Raw genomic sequence first — 23,736 nt, 5'->3', positions numbered from 1 at the left:
TTCAACAACTATCCCGCAGTTTCGGGGCGGCTGTGTGACACGCGCTGGTTTAATCCTTCGATGTGCCTGCCGGGCGAGGGCACGTTCGGAGGACCAAGAATTGCCGCTGCTGAACGACGCGAAGACCGCTGTGCGGATCCTGCGCAACATGGTGAGGTCGCGGTTGACACGACTGCGTGTCGAGCGACGGCTGGTAGACATGCCGATGCCGGATGCCGACAGCGTCGAGATCGCGGTGTACTTCGCCGACACGAGGGTGAACCTCTACCAGATCCGTCAGTGGTACGAACCGTTGAAGGAGCTCTCGAAGCAGCACCGGGTCGTGCTCATCTCCAGATCGCCGGGCACTGCGCTCACACTGTGGGACGAGGCCCCGCTTCCGACGCTGTACCTGCGCAAGATCTCCGAGCTCGAGCGGTTCGTGCATGACCAGCGTCAGCTGAAGCTGGTGTTCTACGTCAATCAGAACGCCAAGAACTTCCAGATGTTCCGGTTCGGTCGGATGTGGCACGTGTTCATCAGCCATGGCGAGAGCGACAAGGCGTACATGAGCAGCAATCAGTACAAGGCCTACGATTTCGCGTTCGTGGCAGGGCAGGCGGCGCTCGATCGGCTGCGCCGCGCGCTCTGGGACTACGACGTCGACGAGCGCGCTCTGGTCATCGGGCGTCCGCAGGTCGACCACCTGCGCGCGCAGCCTCCGTATTCCGCTGACGACCGCACGGTCGTGCTCTACTCCCCGACCTGGGAGGGCGATCGCGGGTCGATGCGCTACGGCTCGGTGGCGTCTCACGGCGAGGCGCTCGTCGGCGCACTGCTCGCCAGCGGCAGGCACCGGGTGGTGTACCGGCCTCATCCTCGCAGCGGGGTGGCCGACCCTTCGTACGGCGAGGCGAACAAGCGTGTCATCGCGGCGATCGAGGCCGCGAACGCCGCTGATCCGGCTGCGGGACACATCCACGACACCAGCGGGTCGCTCGACTGGCAGCTGTCGGCCACCGACGTGGCGATCACCGATGTGTCAGCGATGATCTACGACCGGCTGGCGACGGGGAAGCCCATCATCGTCACACGCCCTGCTTCGTCGGATGCTGTCGTCGATGCGTCGGGGTTCCTCGGCTCTTGCGAGTGGCTCGACGTGGAAGACGCGGGCAATGTCGTCGAGGCTGTCGACCGCGTGCAGACCAGTTCCGAGTCGCTGGCGACGCTTCAGCGCTGGTCGGAGCATCACTTCGGCGACACGACGCCTGGGGCATCGACGCAGCGGTTCCACGGGGCCGTGGAGCGGCTGATCGAGCACTGGCAGGTGCACGCCAAGCTGCATGCCGATCAGGAAGCGCTAGTGGGTGCGTTCGACGATGAGGAAGCCGACGAAGACGAAGCACCCGTCGACGAGTCCTGAGTCGCTTCGGAGGCGGATTCGGCGACGGAGGTGCGGCGCAATCGTCTGACCGGCCGAGCGAGACCGTTGCCGACCGTCCGGCCCGCCTTGGCTGTGCTCGACGCAGCCCGCTTCGCCGCAGAAGCGGTGCTGGCCGCTGCGCGTTGACCAGCCTCGGCCGTGGTCGCGGCTGCTGTCTTGAAAGCAGTGCGGACCGCCCGCCGGGGCGGAGCGATCGCAGCCAGATTGTCGGGGAAGAGCTGTGGCGCGGGTCCGAACGCCGTCCGAGAGCTGGTCACCACCTTGCGGCCCAGTAGGTGTGCCGCACTCCCGCCGATGACTGCACCGACTCCGAACGGCAGCAGTCGTGCCACCGCGCCGCTGGAGGTGTTCGCTGCGAAGCGGCGCATGAACTGCCGCTTGACCTGGTCGGCGAGCTGGCCGGTGAAGGCCTTGGGCAAGCTCTTGCCGATGATGTCGCCCCAGAACGCCGTCTGCGGCATACCGTTCCCGGCGAACTGCGCTGCGAGTTGACGCACCAGGTCTGCCCCCGAGTCGCCGAGCATCATCGTCATGACGAGGGCGCGTGCGCGATCGGGGTCGGTCACCGCGATGCCGTGCACTTCGGTGACCGCTTGCGCGAACAGAGCGCTCGATTCGAGGAAGACCGCGGTTTCCACGCCCGTGAGCGCGATACCGACGGCTGTGCCCACACCCGGCACCGCCGCGCTGGCTCCGACGCCCGCCCCTCCGACTGTGACCGCGGCCAGGTAGCGCCGCTCGAGCATCCGGATGATCTCGTCGGGGCTCGCAGACGGATGCCGGCGGCGCAGGTCGCGAAGCGTAGCCAGCACCACCGGCCGCTGCACGGTGAGCAGGCGGTCGAACCCGCGCACGATCATGCGCTGCTGCGCCGCTTGCTCCGCGAGTCGGTGCGGGGCAGCGATTCGTCGATCCAAAGGCACCAGGGCGCTCCTTCCCGGTCGGGGGCCCTATGGTAATCCGCCCACGCTGAGGCGCTCCCGTGCCGATCTGAACACTGAGGTTCAAACACATGGGGCTCGTGCGCTCTGGATTCATACGCGCCATGCGCTTAGTCATGAGTAGTGCCCGCTTCGAAGTCCGTTGCCGCGATCACGCTCGGCCAGCGCGTTCGCGAGGCCCGCCTGCGGCTCGGGCTCAGCCAGGAGGACATCGCCGAGCTCGCTGGGCTCCACTGGACCAACTGGGGCAAGGTCGAGCGCGGCGTTGCCAACCCGAACTTCCTCACCATTGTGCGCATCGCAGCGGCCCTTGAGATCGACCCGGGCGAGCTCGTGCGGGGGATCGGCGTCGACTCTCTTCCTGAGCGGCGGCATCAGCTGACGGCATCCGAACTCCTTCGAGAGCGGGAACGGCGTGCGGAGCACTAGCGCCCGTCGGGCAGTGCCAACCGGCCGAGCGGGAGCGGCAGTCAGAACGCGATACGCCACAGGTACTCACAGCCGTCGGTCCTGAACCAGCGCACGATCACGACGCTGCCGCGTGCGACATCGTCGCCGTGCAGCGCAAAGCTCAGGCGCGCCCCTGGCTCGAGCGTCGTCGGCATCCCGGAGACCAGCCGACCATCGCCGATGAGGCTCAGCATGACCGCGCGCGCGGGCTCTTCGCTCGTGTTGAGCAGTTCGAAGACCGGCGCTCGCGCTCGCTCGACGACGAATGGCACGGCGTAGGCGAGTTCGGGGTCGACGGGCCTGAGCGGGGTGAACATGCCGCGAGGCTATGAACGGCCCCCGACACCCCGGCGACCGCTGTGGATGCCGTCCGCGCGGCGAGATCGGTGGGGGAGAGGCGACTACTTATCGGCGTAGTGCCGGTTGTACAGCGCGAGCACTTCGTCGATCGGTCCGTCATGCACCAGGCGCCCCTTGTCGAGGTACAGCCCGCGGGTGCAGAAGCGCTTCAGGTCGCGCTCGTTGTGCGAGACGAAGAACATCGTGCGGCCCTCGGCGAGCAGCTGCTCGATCCGCCGGTAGCACTTCTCGCGGAAGGCCTTGTCGCCCACGGCCAGCACCTCGTCGACCAAGAGGATCGGCTCGTCGAGGCGCGAGATCACGGCGAACGCGATGCGCACCCTCATCCCGCTGGAGAGGTGCTTGTACGGGGTCTCCTCGAAACCCTGGATCTCTGCGAACTCGATGATCTCGTCGTAGCAGGCGTCGATCTCGCGCTTGGTCATGCCATGCAGCCCGGCGGTGAGGTACACGTTGTCGCGCACCGTGAGGTCGTCGACGAAGCCGCCAGTGATCTCGATGAGAGGCGCCACTCCGCCGTGCACTCGCACAGACCCCTCATCGGGAAGCATGACCTGCGCCACGAGCTTGAGCAGCGTCGACTTGCCTTGCCCATTGCGACCGACAACGCCGATCGCCTCGCCGCGCTCGACGCTGAACGACACGTCTTTGAGTGCCCAGAACTCATTCGGCCGCGACCGGCGGTGCTTCGATGCGAACAGATCCTTGAAGCTGCGCCTCCCACGTCGATTGCGCCGGAAACGGATGCCGAGGCCCTCGGTCGCGATCATCACGGCCATCAGATCTCCTTCAGCACGAGTCGCTCGGCTCGCCGGAACACCCACACACCGATCAGCAGGATCGCCACGCTCATGGCGGCACTGATGCCCACGGCATCCCAGTGCAGCTGCCCGGGGAAGAATCCCGCTCGATACAGGCTGAAGATGCCGGCCAACGGGTTGAACGACATCCAGAACTCAAGACCGTCAGGCAGGTCGCTGATGCCGTAGATGATCGGCGACGCATAGAAGAGGAACCGCAGCACGAGCTTCGTGGCCCGCTCGAGATCTCGGAAGAAGACGACCAGTGGGGCCACGATCAGCCCGATGCCGACGGTGAGCACGGTCTGGAGCAGCACCGCGGGCACCATCAGCAGCAGCTCCCAGTGCCACGCTGCCCCGAAGGCGACCGCGAACACTGCGAGCACCGGCAGGCTCGCCAGGTACTCCACGCCCTTCGACAGCACGATGCGATTCACCCAGACGGTACGCGCGATGCGCGTCGAACGAATGAGCTTCGCCTCGCGAAGGAACGCGCGAGTGCTGTCGCCGACCGCGCCGTTGAACCACATCCAGGGCAGCAACGCGCACAGCAGGAAGACGATGTAGGGCTGCTCGCCGACGGTGCGATCGAACACCTGCGTGAAGACGAACCAGTAGATCCCCGCCATCACGAGCGGGTCGATCACCGACCAGAGGTACCCAAGGAACGAGGTCGAGTACCGCACACGCAGGTCGCGCCGGGTGAGCAGCCACAGCGAATGGCGATAGCTCGAGAACCCGGATGCCGCGGGAGACTCGGTGCGGACAGTCACGGCCTCAATGCTATTGCCCGCTGAAGCGGGGGCTTGCGCGCCCCGCTGCGGGTCAGACGTAGAGGTTCGCGCGCTCCAGGTCTTCGGCGAAGTCGACCTCGACCGCGTACAGGTCGGAGATGTCGAACGGCTCCACCCGAAGACCGTCGTGCTCGATGGCGAGTTCGATGCCCCGCTCGAAGTAGTCCTGATCGTCTACGCGCTGCAGGTGGCTGATGAGCGCAGCCTTGTCACGGCTCGAGATGTAGTTGATGCCGACAGCCTCGCCGAGGCCACCGCGAACCGTCTTCGAGAGCTCCTTGATGTAGCCCTCGGCATCCGTGGTGTACTTCACCTCTTCATCCGAGACCTTCGAGGTGTTCACCGTCACGAACGACTGGTCGCGCTGGACGAGGTTGGTCGCGCGCACGAGCACGGTCGGGTCGAAGACCACATCGCCGTTCATCCAGAGCACGCCGCCCGGCTTCGTGCGACGCAGGGCCCGCAACAAGCTCTTCGAGGTGTTGGTCACGTCGTACTGCTCGTTGTAGACGTAGTTGGCCTCGGGAAAGGCGTCGATGATGTAGTCGAGCTTGTACCCGACGACGGTGGTGATCTTCGCGGTGTGGCCGAAGGCGGCATGGATGTTGTCGTGCTGCTGCCGCATGATGGTTCGCCCGTCGCTCAACTCGGTGAGCGACTTCGGGAGCGTGCGGCCGAGCCGGCTGCCCATACCGGCAGCGAGAATGACGACTTGAGTGCTCACATTTCCTCCTCATGGATTGTGCTGCCCGCGCCCGTGCAGAACCTGTATGAACCGGGGAGAACGCTGAATCGCGTTCACCTGCTGTTCGGCGCGCAGCAATGCTGTGGACACTCCGTCGTGCGAGCACCACGGTACCCCCGCCCCCGCTCGGGGGCCCGCACCGATCGCGGAAATGTAGCCGTTTCGTGATAGATCTTCGAGGTCGGCTGCGCGCGAAGCGCTTGCTACGGTTGAGGAGTGGAGCCCGGAGTCGACGACAGGGTGAGAGACGATCTCGCCCCAGAACAGCAAGCGAGCTCCGGCGTGCGAACCGCAGTGGAGCGCCTTGCGCCTCCGCCCCCGCCTGCTCCTCCCGTCGCCCCGACGCCTCCCGGGCCTCCGGCCGCCCCGAGCTCGCCCGCATCGACGAGCGACGCAGACGCTGAGAGCGATGCCGAGGCTGCGAGCGCGCCCGCAGAGGCCAAGAAGTCGCCCGCGAAGAAGACGACGGCGAAGAAGGCCCCCGCGAAGCGGGCTCCCGCGAAATCGAAGGCGAATCCCGTCAAGCGCGTCGCACCGCACGCGGCAAGCGGTAGTCGAAGCGCACCGGCCAAGCCGCGGCCCCGCAAGGCGCCCGCCGAGGTCGTGCTTCGCATGCGGAACCTCACCAAGTACTTCAACGGGGTGCCGGCGGTCGACGCGATGGATCTCGAAGTGCCGGCCGGCAGCTTCTACGGCATCGTGGGGCCGAACGGCGCGGGCAAGACCACCACGCTTTCGATGGCGACCGGACTCCTGCGGCCCGACGCCGGCCTGGTGACGGTGCATGGTGCAGACGTCTGGCTCAACCCCGCGCTGGCCAAGCGGCAGCTCGGCGTGCTGCCCGACCGCTTGCGTCTGTTCGACCGCCTGACCGGAGCGCAGTTCCTGCACTATGCGGGGTCGCTGCGTGGGCTCGACACGCTCACCCTGCGTGGACGCTCGGCCGACCTCGCCAAGGCGCTCGGGCTTGAAGACGCGCTCGACCGGGTCGTCGGCGACTACTCGTTGGGAATGACGAAGAAGATCGCGCTGGCGGCAGCGATGCTGCACTCGCCTCGCGTGCTCGTGCTCGACGAGCCGTTCGAAGCGGTCGACCCGGTATCGACCGCGACCATCATCGAGATGCTGCAGCGGTACACGGCATCCGGTGGCACTGTGCTGCTCTCGAGCCACAGCATGGATCTGATCCAGCGCGTCTGCTCGCACGTCGCGATCATGGTTTCGGGTCGTGTGCTCGCCTCGGGCACGATGGGCAAGGTGCGCGCGCGCAAATCCCTCGAGCAGCGATTCATCGAGCTTGCCGGAGCCGACAGCGAGAGCGGGGAGCTCGAGTGGTTGCACAGCTTCTCGGACTGAGGCTCTCCCTCCTCGCGAACGCACTGCGCCGCAGCCCCCTCGGGCTCGCGGGCCTCGCGATCGTCGTCGTGTACGGCATCGCGCTCCTCGCCCTCGCACTCGGCGGGTTCGCGCTGCTCCGCGAGCTGCCAGTCGACACCGCCGCCGCGATCGCCACGACCGCAGGGGCCCTGTTCACTGCCGCGATCTTCGTGCTGCCGCTGCTTGTCTCGGGGAACGACCAGTTCGACCCGCGCCGGTTCGTCCTCTTCGGGCTCGAACCCGCCGCCCTGGCCAGAGGCATCCTGCTGTCGTCGGTGCTCAGCCTTCCGGTGCTGGGTTTCATCGTCATCGGCATCGCCCATACGGTGACGTTCGCGCGGGACGGCGTTGCGGGCCTGTTCGGAGTCGTCGCGCTGCCGGCGCTCGTCGCCACTCTCGCGCTCTTCGGGCGGCTCGGCATCAGCGTCGGAGCTGCGCTCCACTCGGTGCTGGTCGCTCGCGGCGTCGTGCGGGTGATCACGCTGGTGGTACTCGCGCTGATCGTTCCGGTGCTCCTCCGCATCGCCGACTTCGACTGGGCACGGCAGGGCGGTGAGCTGGTGGCTCAGATCGCTGAGGTGCTCGGCTGGACGCCGTTCGGGGCCGCATGGGCCGTCGGCCCACTCGCGTCGGAGGGCGATTGGTGGGGCGCACTGCTGAGGCTGCTCGTCACGTTCGTCTGGGTCGCGGTGCTCTTCGGCTGCTGGTCCTTCGCGGTGGAGCGGATGCTGCGCGCTCCTGCCCTTGCAGGCAGGAGGGAGCACCACTCCAGCATCGGGCTGTTCGGTCTCTTCGGGCGCGGCGCGGCGTGGGCGATCGCTGCGCGCAGCCTCACCTATTGGGTGCGCGACCCGCGCTACCTCACGGCGATCGTCGTCGTGCCCCTCATCCCGCTGCTCATGGCGGTGCCGCTGCTGATCGCCGGCGTGCCGGTGGACTTCATCGCGCTGCTGCCGGTGCCGGTCGTGGCCCTGTTCATCGGATGGTCGGTGCACAACGATGTGGCGCTCGACCACAGCGCCGTGTGGCTCCACCTCGTGGCCGACACTCGCGGATTCGACGACCGAGTGGGCCGGGCGGTTCCACCCATCATCATCGGTGTGCCGGCCGTGACCCTCGCGAGCCTGCTGTGCGCCGGTGTCTACGGCGACGCCGCGATCCTGCCGCCCATGCTCGGCGTCGGGTTCGCCATTCTGGGTGCGTCGATCGGAGTCTCGTCGGTCGCCTCCGCGGCCTTGCCATACCCCACGGCGCTTCCAGGCGAGAGCCCGTTCCAACAGCCGTCGGGCGGCGGCGGAGCGGTTCGGCAGGCGGTCTCGTTCTTCGCGACGCTCCTGCTGGCCGGACCTGTGTTCGCGCTGGCTGTCGCGAGCCAAGTGCTCGGCGGTCAGTACGTCTGGCTCACCCTGTGGTGCGGCGTGGGTCTCGGGCTGCTCTGTCTTGTGCTCGGTCTGCACCTCGGCGGGAAGATCTTCGATCGCCGGGGCCCCGAACTCCTCGCGGCTGCGCTCCGCGGCTGAGTCTTGACAGCGGCAGGCAAGCCGCGAACCGGAGTCGATGAGGGTGCTCTCAGGCATCCGACAGTCTGCGCCGCTGGCCCCTTCGCTGCCCTCTTCCGAACCCCCTCGCTGGCCGTTCTCGCGGAGGGCGCGAACAGGCGTTGAAGCCTACGATGAAGGTATGAGCACCGAACACACCGGCGGCGGCACAGACGTTCTCGATCGCGAACTCGAGAAGCTGCTCAACCAGGAGCAGCTCGAAGACGGCGACCACGAGCGCTTCTCGCACTACGTGCCGAAGGACAAGATCGTCGAATCGGCGATCACGGGCAAGCCGGTGCGGGCCCTGTGCGGCAAGAAGTGGACGCCGGGCCGCGACCCGGAGAAGTTCCCGATCTGCCCCAGTTGCAAGGAGATCTACGAAAAGCTGCGCGGGTGACCCAGGGCGATTCTCCCGACGACCGGTTCGACGCGTCCGACGATGAGGCGCTGCGATGGGCTGGTGACGAGTCCCTCGACACCGACTCGCCCCAGAAGTCTTCGGCGCGCGGTGCGCTCTCGACCGGAGTCGAAGGCGGTCAGGATGCCTCCAACGCAGGCGCCGCCGTCGCCTCGTCGACGGGTGGTGCGCTGCAACTGGTCGCGCTCGGCGTGATCGCGGGCATCTACGTCATCTACAGCGTCGGCTGGGTCGCAGCCGTGTTCCGCGACCCGGTGACCCTCGGCGCGCTGCTGCCGGAGATCATGTATCAGCTCGGAGAGGCGCTCGCCATCGTGGCGCCCGCCGTCTGGTTCGCCGTCGTGCTCGTGCTCACTCGGGGCAGACGCCCGCTTGCGCGCTTCGGCTGGCTGGCGGCCGGACTCGTGCTGCTGGTGCCGCTTCCCTGGGTGCTCGGGAGCGCAGCATGAGCAATCTCGAGAACCCGAGCACGGGCGTGAACGATGCGATCACGGGGGAGTCCCCGGCCGAAGCGGCCCCGGCATCCAACGGCCTGGCGCCGAAGCGTCCGCGCACCGCGTCGCTGGTGGTGCTCTATGTCGTCTTCGGGCTCTTCTTCGCGTGGGACCTTTGGGAGGCGGCCTCGAGCGCCGTCGCTCTGCCCCAGCAGATCGCGTACTTCAACGACCTCTTCCAGATCGACCAGCCGGTGCCGTGGTCGGCCCTCATCGCGAACATCGTCGTCCCGCCGGCGGCATTCATCGCCGCGGTGCTGATCGGACGCGGCCGGCCGTTGATCGAACGGGGTGGCGCCCTGCTCGCGAGCTTGTGCGCCTCAGCAGCCTTGACCCTCACCCTGACCGCCTATGTGAATGCCGGCGGTCTGTAGACTCGTTCAGTCGTTTCCGACAACGTTTCTGTCTCTTCCGACGCACTCCGTCTCAATCGAAGGAAGCACCCGTGGCTAAGCCGATCGTGTTGATCGCAGAAGAACTGTCACCCGCCACCGTCGCCGCGCTCGGCCCTGACTTCGACATCAGGAACATCGACGGCACCGACCGCGCGGTGCTGTTGGAAGCACTGGCGGACGCGGATGCCGTGCTCGTGCGCTCGGCCACGAAGCTCGATGCAGAGGCGATCGCCGCCTCCAAGAAGCTCAAGGTCATCGCACGCGCGGGTGTGGGTCTCGACAACGTCGACATCAAGGCCGCGACCGAGGCCGGAATCATGGTCGTGAACGCGCCGACCTCCAACATCGTCAGCGCCGCCGAGCTCGCGATCACACACCTGCTCTCACTCGCGCGTCTCGTACCCGACGCGAACGCCTCGCTGAAGGCCGGCGAATGGAAGCGTTCGAAGTTCACCGGTGTCGAGCTCTACGAGAAGACCATCGGCATCGTCGGCCTCGGTCGGATCGGTGCGCTCGTCGCACAGCGGCTCGCCGCGTTCGGCACCGAGATCATCGCCTACGACCCCTACGTCACGCCCGCCCGGGCGCAGCAGATGGGGGTCACGATGGTGACTCTCGACGAACTCATGGAGCGCGCCGACTTCATCACCATCCACATCCCGAAGACTCCTGAGACCACGGGCCTGATCGGCGCCGAGCAGTTCGCGAAGGCGAAGCCGTCGCTGCGCATCGTCAACGCGAGCCGCGGCGGCATCATCGATGAGGACGCGCTCTACGAGGCATTGAAGTCACGGCGCATCGCCGGTGCAGGGCTCGACGTGTTCGTCAGCGAGCCGCCCACCGGCTCGCCGCTGCTCGAGCTCGACAACATCACCGTCACCCCGCACCTTGGCGCCTCCACCGGTGAGGCACAGGAGAAGGCCGGTGTCTCGGTGGCGAAGTCGGTGCGCTTGGCGCTCGACGGCGAACTCGTGCCCGACGCGGTCAACGTGGCCGGCGGTGTCATCGACCCGACTGTTCGCCCCGGCATCCCGCTCATGGAGAAGCTCGGCCAGGTGTTCGCGGGTCTCGTCGACAGCCCGCTCACGAGCGTGGCCGTCGAGGTGCGCGGTGAGATCACCGCCTTCGACGTGAGCGTGCTGAAGCTCGCAGCGCTGAAGGGCATCTTCACGAACGTCGTGAGCGAGCAGGTCAGCTACGTGAACGCGCCGTTGCTCGCCGAGCAGCGCGGCGTCGAGGTGCAGCTCATCACCGACGCAACGAGTGAGGAGTACCGCAATCTGCTCACGCTTCGCGGTGCGCTCAGCGACGGGTCGCAGATCTCGGTCTCCGGCACGCTGACCGGCACGAGGCAGGCGCAGAAGATCGTCGAGGTCAACGGCTACGACGTCGAGGTGCCGATCGCCGACCACCTCATCGTGATGCGCTACGTCGACCGGCCGGGAATCGTCGCGGTGTACGGCAAGCTCTTCGGCGACGCCCAGATCAACATCGCCGGTATGCAGGTCGCGCGCAAGACCGCCGGCGGCAAGGCGTTGAGCATCGTGATGGTCGACTCACCGGTGCCCGCTGAACTGCTCAGCGAGATCGAGGGCGCCATCGAGGCCGATTTCGTTCGCGAGATCGACGTCATCGAGGTCTGACCACCGATCGAGGTGCGGCTGCGGCATCCGTTCGCGCAACCTCGAACAGGAAGAACGAAGAAGGGCCGGGGGAGACCCCGGCCCTTCACGTTGCAGTCCGCGCTAGACGAAGACCGCTACCACGATGTTCACGAGAGTGAGCAGCCCGATCGTTCCCAGGATGCCGTTCGAGATCGTCTCCTTCTTGCGGAACACCAGCGCGAGAACGTAGATGGTCAGCGCCACGACCAGCTTGATGCCGATCTTGACGTGGTTGACATCGGCGTCGCCCATCTCTGCGACGCCCACCAGCAGCAGGCCGGTGACCACTTGCGTGAGCGCTCCATGGAGGATCGCGGGGTTGATGCGGCCGGAACGAGTCCTGAAGGCTGACATCTGCACCATGAAGCCGCCCAACAGCGAGGCGAGACCCACGAAGTGGAGCACGAGCAGGATATTGCGAACGATTTCCATGTTTTGAGTCTAGGTGCGGTCAGCGCGGCCAACGCTGAGCACGGAGCCCGCCCATGGTGAAGGGCGGGACACCTCGTGCCCCGCCCTTCACTCGTGACTCAGAGCGGATCGCTCAGGTTGTCGTCGCGGCGCACCGCCGCGCCGGTACCCGGGTCGATCTCGGTACGCGAGACGCTCGTCGAACGACGGCGACGCGCCATCAGGACAATGCCGATCAGCACTGTCACCACGCCGGCGATCATCAGGATCCAGCCGACGAGGTCAAGCGAGATCCAGTCGACCTCCACCTGCAGCGCGAACGTGAGAATCGCACCCACGACGAACAGGAACACTCCGAAACCGATGCTCATGACGGCTTCCTCCGATCCTTGGGCCAGGTCGACACCGAGGTGATATCGGCGCAGGGCCCGCGGCACATGGTGACCCTGTGGGGAACCTGTCCGCAAGACGAGCAACCGCTGGGAACGTCAGAGGGGGTTCGCTCTGGCCGCTCCCGAACGCGCGATACGCTAGTGGCCATGCCTCGCACCATCGATCTCGCCGTCATTCCTGGAGACGGCATCGGGCCAGAAGTCACCGCCGAAGCACTCAAGGTGCTGAGGGCAGTGCTTCCGGCCGACATCGAATTGGTCGAGACCCAGTACCCCTTCGGCGCCACCCACTATCTGGAGTCGGGCGAGGTGCTGAGCGACGAGAGCCTCGCACGACTGAAGCAGCACGAGGCGATCCTCTTCGGCGCGGTCGGGGGCGACCCGCGCGACCCCCGCCTTGCGGGAGGCATCATCGAGCGCGGGCTGCTGCTCAAGCTGCGGTTCGCGCTCGACCACTACGTCAACCTTCGCCCGGCGACGCTGTTCCCCGGCATCAGTTCGCCGCTCGCAGCCCCCGGCGATGTCGACTTCGTCGTGGTGCGCGAGGGCACCGAAGGGCCGTACGTCGGCAACGGCGGTGCCATGCGCATCGGCACCCGCCACGAGGTGGCCAACGAGACCAGCGTCAACACCGCCTTCGGTGTCGAGCGCGTCGTGCGCTTCGCGTTCGAGACCGCGCAATCCCGTGCCCGCAAGCGCCTCACCTTCGTGCACAAGACCAACGTGCTGGTGCACGCCGGTGGGCTGTGGCAGCGGATCGTCGACCGCGTCGCCACTGAGTACCCAGAGGTTGCGGTCGACTACCTGCACGTCGATGCCGCGACGATCTTCATGGTCACGGAGCCCAGCCGGTTCGACACGATCGTGACCGACAACCTCTTCGGCGACATCCTCACGGATCTCGCTGGCGCCATCAGCGGCGGCATCGGCCTGGCCGCCTCGGGCAACATCAACCCCGACCGCGAGTTCCCGAGCATGTTCGAGCCGGTGCACGGCTCTGCGCCTGACATCGCGGGCAAGCAGCTCGCAGACCCGACCGCCGCCATCCTCTCGGCCGCGCTGCTGCTGCAGCACCTCGGGCTCGCTGACGAGGCTGCGAAGATCAATGGGGCAGTGGCGCGCGACCTCGCCAGCCGCGGCGAAGCGCGTCGGGGCACCAGCGAAACCGGCGACGCCATCGTGGCGGCGATCGGCGAGCACTGACCGATCCGAAGAGCACCGACCAAATAGAACGAACCAACCGATCGCCCACTAAGGAACGCCATGACCAGCGCCGCAACCGCTACTCCGCTCCAATTCGCGGTGACGAAGAACCTCCAGGCGAAGTCGGCCGCCGAGCGCGATGAAGTGCTCGCCGATCCCGGGTTCGGCACGCGGTTCACCGATCACATGGTCGACATCTGCTGGTCGCGTGGCGGCGGGTGGCACCGGCCGCGAGTCCAGCCGTACGGCCCGATCGCCCTCGATCCCTCGGCAGCGGTGCTGCACTACGGGCAGGAGATCTTCGAGGGGCTCAAGGCCTACCGACACGCCGATGGCTCGGTGTGGACGTTCCGTCCCGAGATGAACGCTCAGCGCCTGAACCGCTCAGCCCGACGTCTCGCACTGCCGGAGCTGCCGGAGGAGTACTTCATCCAATCGCTGCGCGAACTCATCGCGGTCGACGGGGACTGGGTGCCTTCAGCCCCGGAGACCAGCCTGTACCTGCGCCCGTTCATGTTCGCCAAGGAGGCGTTCCTCGGCGTGCGCCCGGCGAACAAGGTCGCGTACTACCTCATCGCGAGCCCCGCCGGCGCCTACTTCTCCGGCGGCGTCGCACCGGTGTCGATCTGGCTGTCGAGCAAGTACTCGCGAGCAGCAGATGGAGGCACGGGCTTCGCGAAGACCGGAGGCAACTACGCGGCCTCGCTGCTGCCTCAGGCGGAAGCCTACGAGCAGGGCTGCCAGCAGGTGCTCTTCCTCGACCCCGTGCACCACAAGTACGTCGAGGAACTCGGCGGCATGAACATCGTGTTCGTGGAGCGCGACGGCACGCTGGTCACCCCGGCATCCGAGAGCATCCTCGAGGGCGTCACGCGAGACTCGGTGCTGCAACTCGCCGCCGACCGCGGCCACGCCATCGAGCGCCGTGAGATCTCAATCGACGAGTGGCGGGACGGCGCGGCTTCCGGTGAGATCACCGAGGTCTTCGCGTGCGGCACCGCTGCCGTGATCGTGCCGATCGCGATGCTGAAGACGCCCGACTTCGCCATCGGCTCGGCCGATGCGCCGGCGGGTGAGCTCACGATGTCACTCCGCCAGGAGTTGACCGACATCCAGTACGGTCGTCGCGACGACAAGCACGGCTGGATGCTGCGACTCGACGCCTGATCAGCACGCACGCCCGCGGCATCCGCGGGATTCATGGGCACCGGCGCCCTCACACCTGAGCATCACCACCATCAGTATGTGACCATGCGCATGGCTCATGCGCGCGAGGAGAACACGTGAAAATCGCACGCTTCACCACCGGCGACGGCGACCCGCGCTTCGGCATCGTCGACGACGAGGAACTCGTCGTTCTGCAGGGCGACCCGATGTTCGCCGGGTTCGACACCACGGGGGAGCGTGTGCCGCTCGAGTCGGCTCGACTGCTGGCTCCCGTGATCCCTCGGTCGAAGGTGGTGTGCGTGGGGCTGAACTACGCCGAGCACAAGGCTGAGATGGATGTCGCAGCGCCGAGCAACCCCCTCATCTTCCTGAAGCCGAACACCTCGGTGATCGGCCCCGGTGAGACGATTCAGATCCCGCCGGTGGAGGGGCGCATCGTGCACGAGGGCGAACTCGCCGTCGTGATCGGCAAGATCGCGAAGCGTGTGAAGGCCGCCGACGCGTACGACCACATCTTCGGCTACACCATCGCGAACGACGTCTCTGCGCGCGACCAGATGTTCGCCGACGGTCAGTGGGCCCGCGCGAAGGGCTACGACACCTTCTGCCCGATCGGGCCCGTCATCGAGACCGAGCTCGACCCCTCGAACCTCGAGATCACCACCAGGGTCGACGGCGAGCAGCGTCGTCACGGTTTCACTCGCGATCTGCTGCACAAGATTCCAGAGTTGATCGAGTTCATCTCCGATGTGTGGACGCTGCTGCCGGGCGACCTGATTCTGACCGGCACACCGGCCGGCCTCGGTGGCTTCGTCGACGGGCAGACGGTCGAGATCGAGATCGACGGCATCGGCGTGCTCTCGAACCCGGCGCGCAACCGAGCCTGACCTGCCGGTATCCGCGCGGATCTCGTGCGTCTACCCGTTGTCTCGAGCGCGCAGGGCGGTCGGGTGCGTGAAGCGTCGGTGGACTGTCGACCCCCTGCTCGGGGCCGCCGCACGAAGCGACGATCACCGAACCCGCCGAACCGAGGAGCACATGATGTCCACGCCGTCGTCGGAACTGCCACGCGTCACACGGTCGTACCTGGCCGAGCTCGACGTGGCGCTCGAGGGCCTGCCCGAAAGCGTGCGCCGCGACATCCGCGCGGGTGTTGAAGAAGAGCTGCTCGGTGCGGATGCCGCGACCGCCGCCGAGCGCATCGAACTGCTCGGCGACCCGCAGTTGATCGCGGCGAACGCCCGCGAGGAGGCCGCCGCAGGCAGCGCTGTTGCGGCACCTGACGGTGCCGCGGCGGGGATCAGCGCGCAACCGCTGTCTGCGGCATCCGACGGGCGTGCCGAGGCGGCACCGGGTGGGCTCGCTGCCATCGGGATCCGAGGCTTCGAACTTGCGGCGGTCCTGCTCGTCGCGGTCGGCGGGTTCGTCGTGCCGTTCTTCGGCTGGGTGGTCGGCATCGTGCTCGTCTGGATGTCGCGCGTGTGGCGCACGTGGGAGAAGCTGGTCGCGACGTTCGGAGCAGCCGGCGCGGTGCTGCTCGGCATTGCGGCGGCCTGGGTGCAGCGCCTCGCTGACTCTGAGATGGACCCTGGGGTGAATCCCTTGGTCCCCGCCGCGTTCGACCTCTGGTGGTCAGTCTTCCTGCTGTGGATCCCGGTCAATGTGGTGCTCGGTATCTGGCTGATCGTGCGCGCCCGCTCACGGGCGCGTGAGAACCGCTGAACCGCCCATTCCGGCGAACTAGAATCGGTCTCGATGGCTGATCTCTTCTCCACCGCGACCGGTTCCGATATCCGAGTGCGCTTCTGCCCGTCTCCGACCGGCACCCCGCACGTCGGGCTCATCCGCACGGCCCTGTTCAACTGGGCGTACGCCCGGCACAACCGGGGCACGATGATCTTCCGCATCGAAGACACCGACGCGGCGCGCGACAGTGAGGAGAGCTACTTCCAGTTGCTCGAGGCACTGCGCTGGCTCGGCATCGACTGGGACGAGGGAATCGACACCGGTGGCCCGCACGGCCCGTACCGGCAGTCTCAGCGGCAAGGCATCTACGCCGACATCATCGAGAAGCTCAAGGCATCCGGTCACCTCTACGAGTCGTTCGCCTCCGCCGAGGAGATCGAAGCGCGCAACATCGCCAACGGGCGTGATCCGAAGCAGGGCTACGACAACTTCGAGCGCGACCTCACCGACGAGCAGCGGGCCGCCTACCGCGCCGAGGGACGTCAGCCCGCGCTGCGACTTCGAGTGCCCGACACCGACCTGAGCTTCACCGACCTCGTTCGCGGCGAGATCACGTTCCCGGCCGGCAGCTTCACCGACTTCGTCGTCGTGCGTCCGAACGGGCTGCCGCTGTACACGTTCGTGAACCCGGTCGACGATGCGCTGATGGGCGTGACGCACGTGCTGCGCGGTGAAGACCTGTTGAGCTCGACCCCGCGGCAGATCGCGCTGTACCGCGCTCTGATTGAGGCGGGCGTCACCACCTTCATCCCGCGATTCGGGCACCTGCCGTATGTGATGGGCGAAGGCAACAAGAAGCTCTCGAAGCGCGATCCCGAGTCGAACCTGTTCCACCACCGCGACCGCGGATTCATTCCCGAAGGACTGCTCAACTACCTCGCACTTCTCGGCTGGTCGATCGCGGCAGATCGCGACGTGTTCACGATCGCCGAGCTGATCGACGCGTTCGATGTCGAGAACGTGAACCCCAACCCGGCCCGCTTCGACGTGAAGAAGGCCGAGGCCATCAACGGCGACCACATTCGGATGCTGGAGCCGACCGACTTCGCCGAGCGGCTGCTGCCCTACCTCGCCGACCTCATCAACAGCGGCGAGCATCGCGTGCTGCTCGCGAAGGCCGCACCCCTCGTGCAGGAGCGCATCGCCCTTCTGAGCGAAGCGCGCGACATGATGGGCTTCTTCTTCCTCGCCGATGACGCCATCGAGTACGAGGACGACGCGCTCATCGGGCTGAAGGACGACGCAGGCGAGGTGCTTCAGGCATCGATCGAGGCGCTTTCAGCGCTCGACGAATGGGGCCTCGACGGCATCGAGAGCGCGCTTCGCGCGTCGCTCATCGACGGCCTCGGCAAGAAGCCGCGGCTCGCGTTCGGTCCGCTGCGCACCGCGATCTCGGGCCGTCGTGTGAGCCCGCCGCTGTTCGAGTCGATGGAGCTGCTCGGCCGCGACTCGACGCTGACCCGACTCGAACGGCTTCGGGCGCGGCTGTGACCACCGAGCGCGCTCCGCTGCCGACGGATGCCGCCACCGAGTACGACGTCATCGTCATCGGAGCGGGGCCGGCGGGGCTCTCCGCCGCGCTGAATCTCGTGCGTGCGCGGCGACGCACGCTCGTGCTCGACAGCAACCGCCCGCGTCACTCGGCAACCCTGATCTCTCACGGCTTCTTGACGCGCGACAGCACGCCGCCGCATGAGCTCCGGCGACTCGGCCGCGAGGAGTACCTCGCCTACCCGGAAGCGGAGCACCAACTGGCGGTCGTCGAGTCCATCACCGCGCTCGAGGGGCCTGGGCGCCACATCTACCAGACCGACACTCACACGACCGGCTCGACGGGCCTGTTCGAAGTGCGGGCTCGCGGCATCAACGGTCAGCCCGACCGCGTGGTGCGCTGCAAGACGGTGCTGCTCGCGACGGGGCTGAAGGAGACGCTGCCGAAGCTCCCCAGCATCCGTTCGTTCTACGGAATGGGTCTGTTCAGCTGCGTCGCCTGCGATGGCTACGAGTACAGCGACCGGCCGATCGCGCTGATCGGCGAGACATCCGACATCGCGTGGCGGGCGCTGCTCATCGCGCAGTGGAGCGACCACCTCACGGTCTTCACCAATGGCGCGGATGCTGTCACCGACGGTCAGGAAGAAGTGTTGGCCGACCGTGGCGTGCGCGTCGAGCGCAGACCCATCGCCGATGTCGAGGGCAGTCGCGAGGGTGTCAGCGGCATCCGCCTCGACGACGGCGACGTGATCGAGATCTCCGGCGGATTCGTTCGGCCGAAGTGGCACGCGCAACTCGACTTCGCCGGCTCGCTCGACTTGGCCACCGACGGCTGGGGCCTGCTCACGATCGACCGCGACGGGCGCACGAGTCATGCGGGTGTGTACGCCGCCGGCGACTGCACCTCACCCGGTCCGCAGCAGCTCATCGTGGCCGCGGGCGCTGGGGCTCGAGTGGCGGCGACGATCAATCGCGACCTCATCGGAGTGCCGACCGCGCACAGTCGCTGAACTGTCTGCTCTGCTGGTCGAAGGCCTGTGACATCGGGTCGAAGGGCCCTGTGGAGGGGAACCGGCGCGAGCCTACTGTTCGGGTATGACGGGTGACCGATCCCGCAAGACTGCCGAGCGCGATCTCACCGCGCAGGGCGTGAGAGCGGCGTGGGGGATTCTCGCGCTCGCAGCGGTCATGCTGCTGGGCGGGTGCACGGGCGGGTCCTCGCCCAGCCCGACCTCGACGCTGACGCCATCGGCCTCGCCGTCGGAGCCGGTGACCCCGACGCCCACGAGCCCAACACTCTCGCCCGAACCGACGGCTGCGCCGATCACGCCCCCTCCGCCCGGACCATCGTGCGAAGCCGATTGGACCACCGCGCCACAAGCGGCGACGCAGGCCTCGACCGCCCGCGTGACCGACGTGCGGGTCGGCCGCCACGACTGCTTCGACCGCCTCGTGATCGACCTCGACCGAAGTGCGCCCGGCTACGAGGTGCGGTACGTCTCCGCAGTCAGTGAGGAGGGGAGCGGTCGGATGCTGTCCCTCGCCGGCTCGGCCTTCCTCAGCGTGGTCGTCCTCGCGCCCGCCTACGACATCGAGACCGGGAAAGAGACGTACTTCCCGGCCGATCGGAACAAGGTCGCCGACGTCTCAGGGTTCGAAGTGTTCCGGCAGGTCGGGTGGGCCGGCAGCTTCGAGGGGAGGACCGTGCTCGGTGTAGGAGTGGAGAGCCAACGGCCTTTCCGGGCGTTCACTCTTCCGGGCCCTGGCAGCGGGTCGAGGGTCGTTCTGGACGTCCTCCACTGAGAGGGCTTGGCGACCGGCTCTGTCACCAGGTCGAGTCGCCGCGGATCACCGCGTCTGAGCCGCCGTCGATGAAGATGACCTGCCCACAGAGGTGTGCATTCTCGGTGCTCACAAGCCAGGCGAGCAGATATGCGGCGTCGCGCGGCTCGAAGATGCCGTTCAGGGGCATGGGAACCGTCTTCAGGATGGCCGTGCGCGCTTCCTCGGTGCCGGTGAACGCCTCCGTCATCGGCGTCTTCACCACGCCGGGCGCGATCGCATTGAGTGGGATGCCGGCTCCCGCCCAGTCAGGCGTGATGGCGTTCCGCCGGATCCAGCGCGCGAGTGCCCGCTTCGTGGTTCCGTAGATCTGGGATGCGGCGTCGCCGCCCGCCGCTTCCAACTCGGATGCTCGCTCCATCGCTCGCGGCTCGTCTTCGGCCGTGAGCGCTTCGAGCAGCGCGTCGTCGGGAGGGAACAGCGAGGCCATCGACGCGGTCGCAACCGCCCTCGGCGCAGACGACGCGGCGAGCAGGTGCCGAAGGCCGGTGAGCGTCGCGACAGTGCCGAAGAAGTTCACCGCCACAGTGGTTGCGGTGGGCGTCGCCAGTCCGGCGTTCGCGATGATGGTGTCGATCACGCCATCGCTCAAGTCGGTGACCCTGTCGACCAGTTCGCTTCGCCCCTCCGCGGTCGAGAGATCGACGTTCACATCGGCGCCGCGCAGGTCGACGCCGATGACTCGGTCGCCGCGTTGAGTCAGCAACTCAGCAGTGGACATCCCGATTCCGCTTGCGGCTCCGGTGATGACATGGGTTCGAGACATCGTTGCAACCTGCTTCCCGCAGAGATTAGTGAGGAGTGCCGCGCTGCCCGTTCATACGGCCAGGAGTTCGAGCACGTGGTAAATGACATACACCGGCCAGACGATCGCTTGCAAGAGTCCCAGCACTACCCCGAGGAAACTGCCGTCGGAGTGCGAGATGAAGTAAATGGCTGCGCCGATGTAAGCGAGTACGAAGAAGAAGCCCCAAGGCCCGGCGCGCTCGACCACTTTGACGCTTCTCCGTCCGTCAGACATGGGCGATCCTCGTCATCCGTTCCACCAAGGCGTCATTGGCCCGAGCTGTTCGGGTACGAACGCAAAGAGCCGGGTTATCGCAGAGATGAAGATCCACAGTGCGGTGCCGGCAGCGGTGACGATCCACGCGATCAGCTTGTGCTCCTGGTAGTCGGGCAGCAGCCGCCCCTCCTTGTCGCGCTGCACGCCGGCCAGGGTGAGGATGAGGTCGATGAGCCACCAGATGCCGAGACCGCCGATCGTGAGCAGCTTCACGATCCCGGTACCGACTTTTCCGAGGTAGAAGCGGTCGACACCGAGAAAGCCGAGCAGCCAGGCGAACAGCCACGTTGCGATGAATGACCTGTTCGATGGCGTGCTCTGTTGATATACGCCCTGTTGGTAGGGGGTGCGATCACCCATCGGCGCATCGGGGTAGGTAGACATCGCTGCCCTCCTCGGTCGCCGCTATTCTCCACGCGCGACGGCGAACCATCTCGGGCCGAAGGTCCTTCCGAGGCCGTCGCCCGTGATTCGCTCACACCTGCTGCGTAGGGTAAAGTAGCTACTCGTGCCCCGGCCTCGGCAGGGCGCACTGGGGTATGGTGTAATTGGCAACACGGCTGATTCTGGTTCAGTTGTTCTTGGTTCGAGTCCAGGTACCCCAGCTCTCCTTCGCAGAGTTCTCGTCACGGTGACTGAGCCATCACGGCAAGGATCTCGTCGTCCTCGCGTTCACGGCGCTTGCTGCGCGCGGTTTGTTGCGCGACGACTGCGGACTGCGCCCACGAAGACGCGGATGCCCGCGCCGAGGATGAGCAGATTCAAGATCATCTGCACGGTGACGAGGAGTCGTGCCTCCTGGCTCGCTGCGGCGATGTCGCCGAATCCCACGGTCGCCAACGTCGTGACCGTGAAATACAGCATGTCGACGCGCGTGAGGCCAGAGGGCTCGAAGTTGTGCGGATTCTCGACCGCCATCCCGTAGTACGTTGCGGCGAACAGAAGCACGTACAGCGGAACAGTCAGCGCGAGCGCTTGCACGGCGCGAATGGCTGGGTATCGCGATCGAGAAATGCCGCGGACCTCCCAGGTGGCCAACAGCAGCAGGGCGGCGCCCGCAACGCCGAGCGAGATCCACAACGGGGCCGCACGCATGCGGTCGAGGGGGAGCAAGAAGTACGCCAGCGTGACGACCACCGCGGTGAGTGCCGCGCGGAGAAGTCCCACGATGAGGACCACGCGCGTCGGCCGCGCATTGGGCGGCGCGGGCTCTGCTTTCATTGCTGCCCCCAATCCCGTCCGACCTGCAAACGCTCGACGCGGGGGAGCGCGGCCCGGCGTTTCGCACCGTTCTCGTGTGCCGATCATGACTTGACGTCGTCGGCTTTGTGAAGTGCTTCGTAGGCGGCGGTGTTCTCGGGAGATCAAGCGACTCGGCCGTGGCCACGACTCGGTCGTGGCGGCACGGTGCAGGGCGACCGCCTCTTGTCGCGGTTCGCCGACGGGTGGATTGTGAACGCGCCGCCGAGAGGTGCGCGTTCGGTCAGGAGGACACAATGCAGACCGTAGAGCATGAAACGTTCGCCAAGCCTTCAGAGGTGCGGGAGTTCCCGCACGGCAAGGCTGAGCTTTTGAAGGTCGGTGACAGTGTCATCGGGCGCCTCACGCTCCAACCCGGGTGGAGGTGGTCGAACGATGTGAAGCCGATCGCCGGGACTGACTCCTGCCTCGCCCCCCATTTCCAGTACCACGTTCAGGGCCGGCTCGCGATCCGCATGGATGATGGCAGGGAGTTCGTCGGAGGGCCCGGCGACATCACGAGCCTCCCGCAAGGCCATGATGCGTGGGTCGTCGGCGATGAGCCAGTCGTGGTCATCGACTGGTACGGCGCGACCGACTGGGCGCGTGCGGAGGAGGATGCCGGGCACGAGTGAGCGCGTCGCAGGGCTCGCGGCTGCCGAGGGAATAGTGCGCTGCGGTTTCGGTTGTATCTACAACTAGTTGGCAGCGAATCCAGGAGTTCTATGGAGCCCTTCGAGATCGGCATCTTCACCTTCGGCGAACTCACTCGCGACGCGAGCGGCGAGCCGATCGATCCGCGCGTGCGTCTCGAGGAGATCCTCCAATGGGCTCGAGTCGCCGATCAGGCGGGACTCGACGTGTTCGGGGTTGGGGAGCACCATCGCCCCGACTTCGCGGTCTCGTCGCCGCAGACGGTGCTTGCCGCTGTCGCTCGCGAAACGGAACGCATCCGGCTGACGAGCTCGGTGACTGTGCTCTCCAGCGCCGACCCGGTGCGGCTGTTCGAGGAGTTCGCCACTGTCGATCTCTTGAGCAACGGACGCGCCGAGATCACCGCCGGCCGTGGCGCCTACATCGAGTCGTTCCCGCTATTCGGGCAGGACCTCTCGCGCTACGACGAGTACTTCGACGACCGGCTCGACCTTCTCCTGACGCTGCGCGATCAGAACCCTGTCACATGGTCGGGATCGACGCGGCCTCCGTTGCGCGCGGCCGGTGTGTGGCCACGTCCGGTGCAGGAACGGCTTCCCGTTTGGGTGGCGGTCGGAGGTACCCCGGAGTCGGCGGTGCGCGCGGGCAGGCTGGGTCTGCCGATGTACTTGGCGATCCTCGGCGCGCCCCCGCGGTTTCGATCGCTCGCCGCCCTGCACCGGGACGCTGCAATTCAAGCCGGCCATGCCCGGCCGCAACTCGGCGTGACGTCGCACTTCCATGTCGCCGAGACTTCCCAAGCCGCGCGCGACACGTTCTTTCCCCACTACGCGGGCTACTTCGCGCAGAACATGCCTCGCGGTGGCGGCCTCGATCGGGCCGGGTTCGATTTGTGGGCAGGCCCTCAGGGCGCCCTGTTTGCGGGGAGCCCGGCCGAGATCGTCGACAAGATCCTGTGGGAGCACGAGATGCTCGGCCACACGCGCTTCCTGGCGCAAGTGGGTCTCGGAGGCCTGGGCCTCGGCGACACATTGCGTTCCATCGAACTGCTCGCCACCGAGGTGCTCCCGGAAGTGCGCAGGTCGCTGGCCGGGCGATGAGGGCCTCGGGCGCTCGAGTCGCC

At 66.8% G+C, this 23,736-nt stretch carries 28 protein-coding genes and 1 tRNA gene; 18 read left to right on the top strand and 11 right to left on the bottom strand.

The window, feature by feature from the left end; genetic code table 11:
- Window positions 1-100 precede the first annotated feature (100 nt).
- The gene (locus ABV606_RS02445; RefSeq protein WP_353988216.1) at window positions 101-1,402 is read left to right on the top strand and encodes a CDP-glycerol glycerophosphotransferase family protein; all 1,302 of its coding nucleotides are present in this window, start codon (window positions 101-103) and stop codon (window positions 1,400-1,402) included.
- Here the strand turns inward: ABV606_RS02445 and ABV606_RS02440 are convergent.
- Complete coding sequence (locus ABV606_RS02440; protein ID WP_353988215.1) at window positions 1,330-2,346, bottom strand: hypothetical protein; 1,017 nt, start codon at window positions 2,344-2,346, stop codon at window positions 1,330-1,332. The two genes, ABV606_RS02445 and ABV606_RS02440, sit on opposite strands and share 73 nt — an antisense overlap.
- A 141-nt stretch (window positions 2,347-2,487) precedes the next feature.
- Here ABV606_RS02440 and ABV606_RS02435 point away from each other — a divergent pair, with 141 nt between their 5' ends.
- A complete protein-coding gene (locus ABV606_RS02435) occupies window positions 2,488-2,793 on the top strand; it encodes a helix-turn-helix domain-containing protein (RefSeq protein WP_353988214.1) in 306 nt (101 codons plus the stop codon).
- A gap of 41 nt (window positions 2,794-2,834) precedes the next feature.
- Here ABV606_RS02435 and ABV606_RS02430 read toward each other — a convergent pair whose 3' ends face one another.
- The 4 genes from ABV606_RS02430 to ABV606_RS02415 all read right to left on the bottom strand — a co-directional run bounded on the left by ABV606_RS02430 (window position 2,835) and on the right by ABV606_RS02415 (window position 5,492).
- Complete coding sequence (locus tag ABV606_RS02430; protein WP_353988213.1) at window positions 2,835-3,131, bottom strand: hypothetical protein; 297 nt, start codon at window positions 3,129-3,131, stop codon at window positions 2,835-2,837.
- A gap of 84 nt (window positions 3,132-3,215) precedes the next feature.
- The gene (locus ABV606_RS02425) at window positions 3,216-3,953 is read right to left on the bottom strand and encodes an ABC transporter ATP-binding protein (protein ID WP_353988212.1); all 738 of its coding nucleotides are present in this window, start codon (window positions 3,951-3,953) and stop codon (window positions 3,216-3,218) included.
- The gene (locus ABV606_RS02420; protein WP_353988211.1) at window positions 3,953-4,747 is read right to left on the bottom strand and encodes an ABC transporter permease; all 795 of its coding nucleotides are present in this window, start codon (window positions 4,745-4,747) and stop codon (window positions 3,953-3,955) included. The genes ABV606_RS02425 and ABV606_RS02420 overlap by 1 nt, the downstream gene beginning before the upstream one ends.
- Before the next feature lie 52 nt (window positions 4,748-4,799).
- Complete coding sequence (locus ABV606_RS02415) at window positions 4,800-5,492, bottom strand: NTP transferase domain-containing protein (RefSeq protein ID WP_281487361.1); 693 nt, start codon at window positions 5,490-5,492, stop codon at window positions 4,800-4,802.
- A 237-nt stretch (window positions 5,493-5,729) separates the two neighbouring features.
- Here ABV606_RS02415 and ABV606_RS02410 point away from each other — a divergent pair, with 237 nt between their 5' ends.
- The 6 genes from ABV606_RS02410 (at window position 5,730) to serA (ending at window position 11,381) form a co-directional block, all read left to right on the top strand.
- Entirely contained in the window at window positions 5,730-6,869 is a 1,140-nt protein-coding gene (locus ABV606_RS02410) for an ABC transporter ATP-binding protein (protein WP_281487362.1), read from the top strand.
- Window positions 6,845-8,410, top strand: coding sequence for an ABC transporter permease (locus tag ABV606_RS02405; protein WP_353988210.1), 1,566 nt, complete (start codon window positions 6,845-6,847; stop codon window positions 8,408-8,410). Before ABV606_RS02410 ends, ABV606_RS02405 begins: the two co-directional genes overlap by 25 nt.
- 160 nt (window positions 8,411-8,570) lie before the next feature.
- Window positions 8,571-8,828 carry a DUF3039 domain-containing protein gene (locus ABV606_RS02400; RefSeq protein WP_353988209.1) on the top strand — a complete coding sequence of 86 codons (258 nt, stop codon included), beginning with the start codon at window positions 8,571-8,573 and terminating at the stop codon, window positions 8,826-8,828.
- Complete coding sequence (locus ABV606_RS02395) at window positions 8,825-9,298, top strand: hypothetical protein (protein ID WP_353988208.1); 474 nt, start codon at window positions 8,825-8,827, stop codon at window positions 9,296-9,298. The genes ABV606_RS02400 and ABV606_RS02395 overlap by 4 nt, the downstream gene beginning before the upstream one ends.
- Window positions 9,295-9,717, top strand: coding sequence for a hypothetical protein (locus ABV606_RS02390; RefSeq protein ID WP_353988207.1), 423 nt, complete (start codon window positions 9,295-9,297; stop codon window positions 9,715-9,717). The genes ABV606_RS02395 and ABV606_RS02390 overlap by 4 nt, the downstream gene beginning before the upstream one ends.
- A gap of 71 nt (window positions 9,718-9,788) precedes the next feature.
- Entirely contained in the window at window positions 9,789-11,381 is a 1,593-nt protein-coding gene (serA, locus tag ABV606_RS02385; protein WP_281487367.1) for a phosphoglycerate dehydrogenase, read from the top strand.
- A 102-nt stretch (window positions 11,382-11,483) separates the two neighbouring features.
- Here the strand turns inward: serA and ABV606_RS02380 are convergent, their stop codons facing one another.
- Both ABV606_RS02380 and ABV606_RS02375 read right to left on the bottom strand, forming a co-directional pair.
- Window positions 11,484-11,834 (bottom strand): hypothetical protein, encoded by a 351-nt coding sequence (locus ABV606_RS02380; protein ID WP_353988206.1) that lies wholly within the window; start codon window positions 11,832-11,834, stop codon window positions 11,484-11,486.
- A gap of 98 nt (window positions 11,835-11,932) precedes the next feature.
- Entirely contained in the window at window positions 11,933-12,184 is a 252-nt protein-coding gene (locus tag ABV606_RS02375) for a DUF6458 family protein (RefSeq protein ID WP_281487369.1), read from the bottom strand.
- Window positions 12,185-12,352: 168 nt separating this feature from the next.
- Here ABV606_RS02375 and ABV606_RS02370 point away from each other — a divergent pair, with 168 nt between their 5' ends.
- From ABV606_RS02370 to ABV606_RS02340, 7 genes are all read left to right on the top strand, one after another.
- Window positions 12,353-13,408: a 3-isopropylmalate dehydrogenase gene (locus ABV606_RS02370; RefSeq protein ID WP_353988205.1), complete on the top strand. Its 1,056-nt coding sequence runs from the start codon at window positions 12,353-12,355 to the stop codon at window positions 13,406-13,408.
- Window positions 13,409-13,468: 60 nt separating this feature from the next.
- Window positions 13,469-14,575 carry a branched-chain amino acid aminotransferase gene (locus ABV606_RS02365; protein ID WP_353988204.1) on the top strand — a complete coding sequence of 369 codons (1,107 nt, stop codon included), beginning with the start codon at window positions 13,469-13,471 and terminating at the stop codon, window positions 14,573-14,575.
- Window positions 14,576-14,691: 116 nt separating this feature from the next.
- Entirely contained in the window at window positions 14,692-15,462 is a 771-nt protein-coding gene (locus ABV606_RS02360; RefSeq protein ID WP_281487372.1) for a fumarylacetoacetate hydrolase family protein, read from the top strand.
- Window positions 15,463-15,616: 154 nt separating this feature from the next.
- Window positions 15,617-16,297 carry an HAAS signaling domain-containing protein gene (locus tag ABV606_RS02355; protein WP_353988203.1) on the top strand — a complete coding sequence of 227 codons (681 nt, stop codon included), beginning with the start codon at window positions 15,617-15,619 and terminating at the stop codon, window positions 16,295-16,297.
- A gap of 33 nt (window positions 16,298-16,330) precedes the next feature.
- Entirely contained in the window at window positions 16,331-17,812 is a 1,482-nt protein-coding gene (gene gltX / locus ABV606_RS02350) for a glutamate--tRNA ligase (protein ID WP_353988202.1), read from the top strand.
- Window positions 17,809-18,825 (top strand): NAD(P)/FAD-dependent oxidoreductase, encoded by a 1,017-nt coding sequence (locus ABV606_RS02345; protein WP_353988201.1) that lies wholly within the window; start codon window positions 17,809-17,811, stop codon window positions 18,823-18,825. Before gltX ends, ABV606_RS02345 begins: the two co-directional genes overlap by 4 nt.
- 85 nt (window positions 18,826-18,910) lie before the next feature.
- Window positions 18,911-19,618: an AMIN-like domain-containing (lipo)protein gene (locus ABV606_RS02340; protein ID WP_353988200.1), complete on the top strand. Its 708-nt coding sequence runs from the start codon at window positions 18,911-18,913 to the stop codon at window positions 19,616-19,618.
- 22 nt (window positions 19,619-19,640) lie between these two features.
- Here ABV606_RS02340 and ABV606_RS02335 read toward each other — a convergent pair whose 3' ends face one another.
- The 3 genes from ABV606_RS02335 to ABV606_RS02325 are packed head-to-tail and all read right to left on the bottom strand — an operon-like array spanning window position 19,641 to window position 21,104.
- Window positions 19,641-20,423: an SDR family oxidoreductase gene (locus tag ABV606_RS02335; protein WP_353988199.1), complete on the bottom strand. Its 783-nt coding sequence runs from the start codon at window positions 20,421-20,423 to the stop codon at window positions 19,641-19,643.
- A gap of 51 nt (window positions 20,424-20,474) precedes the next feature.
- A complete protein-coding gene (locus ABV606_RS02330; protein ID WP_281487377.1) occupies window positions 20,475-20,678 on the bottom strand; it encodes a hypothetical protein in 204 nt (67 codons plus the stop codon).
- 12 nt (window positions 20,679-20,690) lie between these two features.
- Entirely contained in the window at window positions 20,691-21,104 is a 414-nt protein-coding gene (locus ABV606_RS02325; RefSeq protein ID WP_353988198.1) for a TM2 domain-containing protein, read from the bottom strand.
- Between the two features lie 149 nt (window positions 21,105-21,253).
- On the opposite strand from ABV606_RS02325, the gene ABV606_RS02320 reads away from it, so the two are divergent.
- Window positions 21,254-21,325: transfer RNA gene (locus ABV606_RS02320), tRNA-Gln, on the top strand.
- A 67-nt stretch (window positions 21,326-21,392) separates the two neighbouring features.
- On the opposite strand, the gene ABV606_RS02315 is transcribed toward ABV606_RS02320, so the two are convergent.
- A complete protein-coding gene (locus ABV606_RS02315; RefSeq protein WP_281487379.1) occupies window positions 21,393-21,941 on the bottom strand; it encodes a potassium channel family protein in 549 nt (182 codons plus the stop codon).
- 275 nt (window positions 21,942-22,216) lie between these two features.
- Here ABV606_RS02315 and ABV606_RS02310 point away from each other — a divergent pair, with 275 nt between their 5' ends.
- On the top strand, window positions 22,217-22,594 hold the full coding sequence (locus tag ABV606_RS02310; RefSeq protein WP_281487380.1) for a cupin domain-containing protein: 378 nt from the start codon (window positions 22,217-22,219) through the stop codon (window positions 22,592-22,594).
- Window positions 22,595-22,684: 90 nt separating this feature from the next.
- A complete protein-coding gene (locus tag ABV606_RS02305) occupies window positions 22,685-23,713 on the top strand; it encodes an LLM class flavin-dependent oxidoreductase (protein WP_353988197.1) in 1,029 nt (342 codons plus the stop codon).
- Window positions 23,714-23,736 lie beyond the last annotated feature (23 nt).

Origin of the sequence: Ruicaihuangia caeni (genome assembly GCF_040536845.1) — a bacterium.
Taxonomy (GTDB): Bacteria; Actinomycetota; Actinomycetes; order Actinomycetales; family Microbacteriaceae; genus Ruicaihuangia; species Ruicaihuangia caeni.
This window is presented reverse-complemented; position numbering and strand designations above follow the sequence as displayed.

What these genes read in the sequence shown, in the direction of transcription:
- ABV606_RS02365 (WP_353988204.1), top strand. Translation starts at nt 13,469, where the DNA reads ATGACCAGCGCCGCAACCGCTACTCCGCTCCAATTCGCGGTGACGAAG.
- ABV606_RS02335 (WP_353988199.1), bottom strand. Translation starts at nt 20,423, where the DNA reads ATGTCTCGAACCCATGTCATCACCGGAGCCGCAAGCGGAATCGGGATG.
- ABV606_RS02305 (WP_353988197.1), top strand. Translation starts at nt 22,685, where the DNA reads ATGGAGCCCTTCGAGATCGGCATCTTCACCTTCGGCGAACTCACTCGC.
- ABV606_RS02380 (WP_353988206.1), bottom strand. Translation starts at nt 11,834, where the DNA reads ATGGAAATCGTTCGCAATATCCTGCTCGTGCTCCACTTCGTGGGTCTC.
- ABV606_RS02390 (WP_353988207.1), top strand. Translation starts at nt 9,295, where the DNA reads ATGAGCAATCTCGAGAACCCGAGCACGGGCGTGAACGATGCGATCACG.
- ABV606_RS02330 (WP_281487377.1), bottom strand. Translation starts at nt 20,678, where the DNA reads ATGTCTGACGGACGGAGAAGCGTCAAAGTGGTCGAGCGCGCCGGGCCT.
- ABV606_RS02340 (WP_353988200.1), top strand. Translation starts at nt 18,911, where the DNA reads ATGACGGGTGACCGATCCCGCAAGACTGCCGAGCGCGATCTCACCGCG.
- gltX (WP_353988202.1), top strand. Translation starts at nt 16,331, where the DNA reads ATGGCTGATCTCTTCTCCACCGCGACCGGTTCCGATATCCGAGTGCGC.
- ABV606_RS02355 (WP_353988203.1), top strand. Translation starts at nt 15,617, where the DNA reads ATGTCCACGCCGTCGTCGGAACTGCCACGCGTCACACGGTCGTACCTG.
- ABV606_RS02370 (WP_353988205.1), top strand. Translation starts at nt 12,353, where the DNA reads ATGCCTCGCACCATCGATCTCGCCGTCATTCCTGGAGACGGCATCGGG.
- ABV606_RS02310 (WP_281487380.1), top strand. Translation starts at nt 22,217, where the DNA reads ATGCAGACCGTAGAGCATGAAACGTTCGCCAAGCCTTCAGAGGTGCGG.
- ABV606_RS02315 (WP_281487379.1), bottom strand. Translation starts at nt 21,941, where the DNA reads ATGAAAGCAGAGCCCGCGCCGCCCAATGCGCGGCCGACGCGCGTGGTC.
- ABV606_RS02430 (WP_353988213.1), bottom strand. Translation starts at nt 3,131, where the DNA reads ATGTTCACCCCGCTCAGGCCCGTCGACCCCGAACTCGCCTACGCCGTG.
- ABV606_RS02400 (WP_353988209.1), top strand. Translation starts at nt 8,571, where the DNA reads ATGAGCACCGAACACACCGGCGGCGGCACAGACGTTCTCGATCGCGAA.
- ABV606_RS02375 (WP_281487369.1), bottom strand. Translation starts at nt 12,184, where the DNA reads ATGAGCATCGGTTTCGGAGTGTTCCTGTTCGTCGTGGGTGCGATTCTC.
- ABV606_RS02425 (WP_353988212.1), bottom strand. Translation starts at nt 3,953, where the DNA reads ATGGCCGTGATGATCGCGACCGAGGGCCTCGGCATCCGTTTCCGGCGC.
- ABV606_RS02325 (WP_353988198.1), bottom strand. Translation starts at nt 21,104, where the DNA reads ATGTCTACCTACCCCGATGCGCCGATGGGTGATCGCACCCCCTACCAA.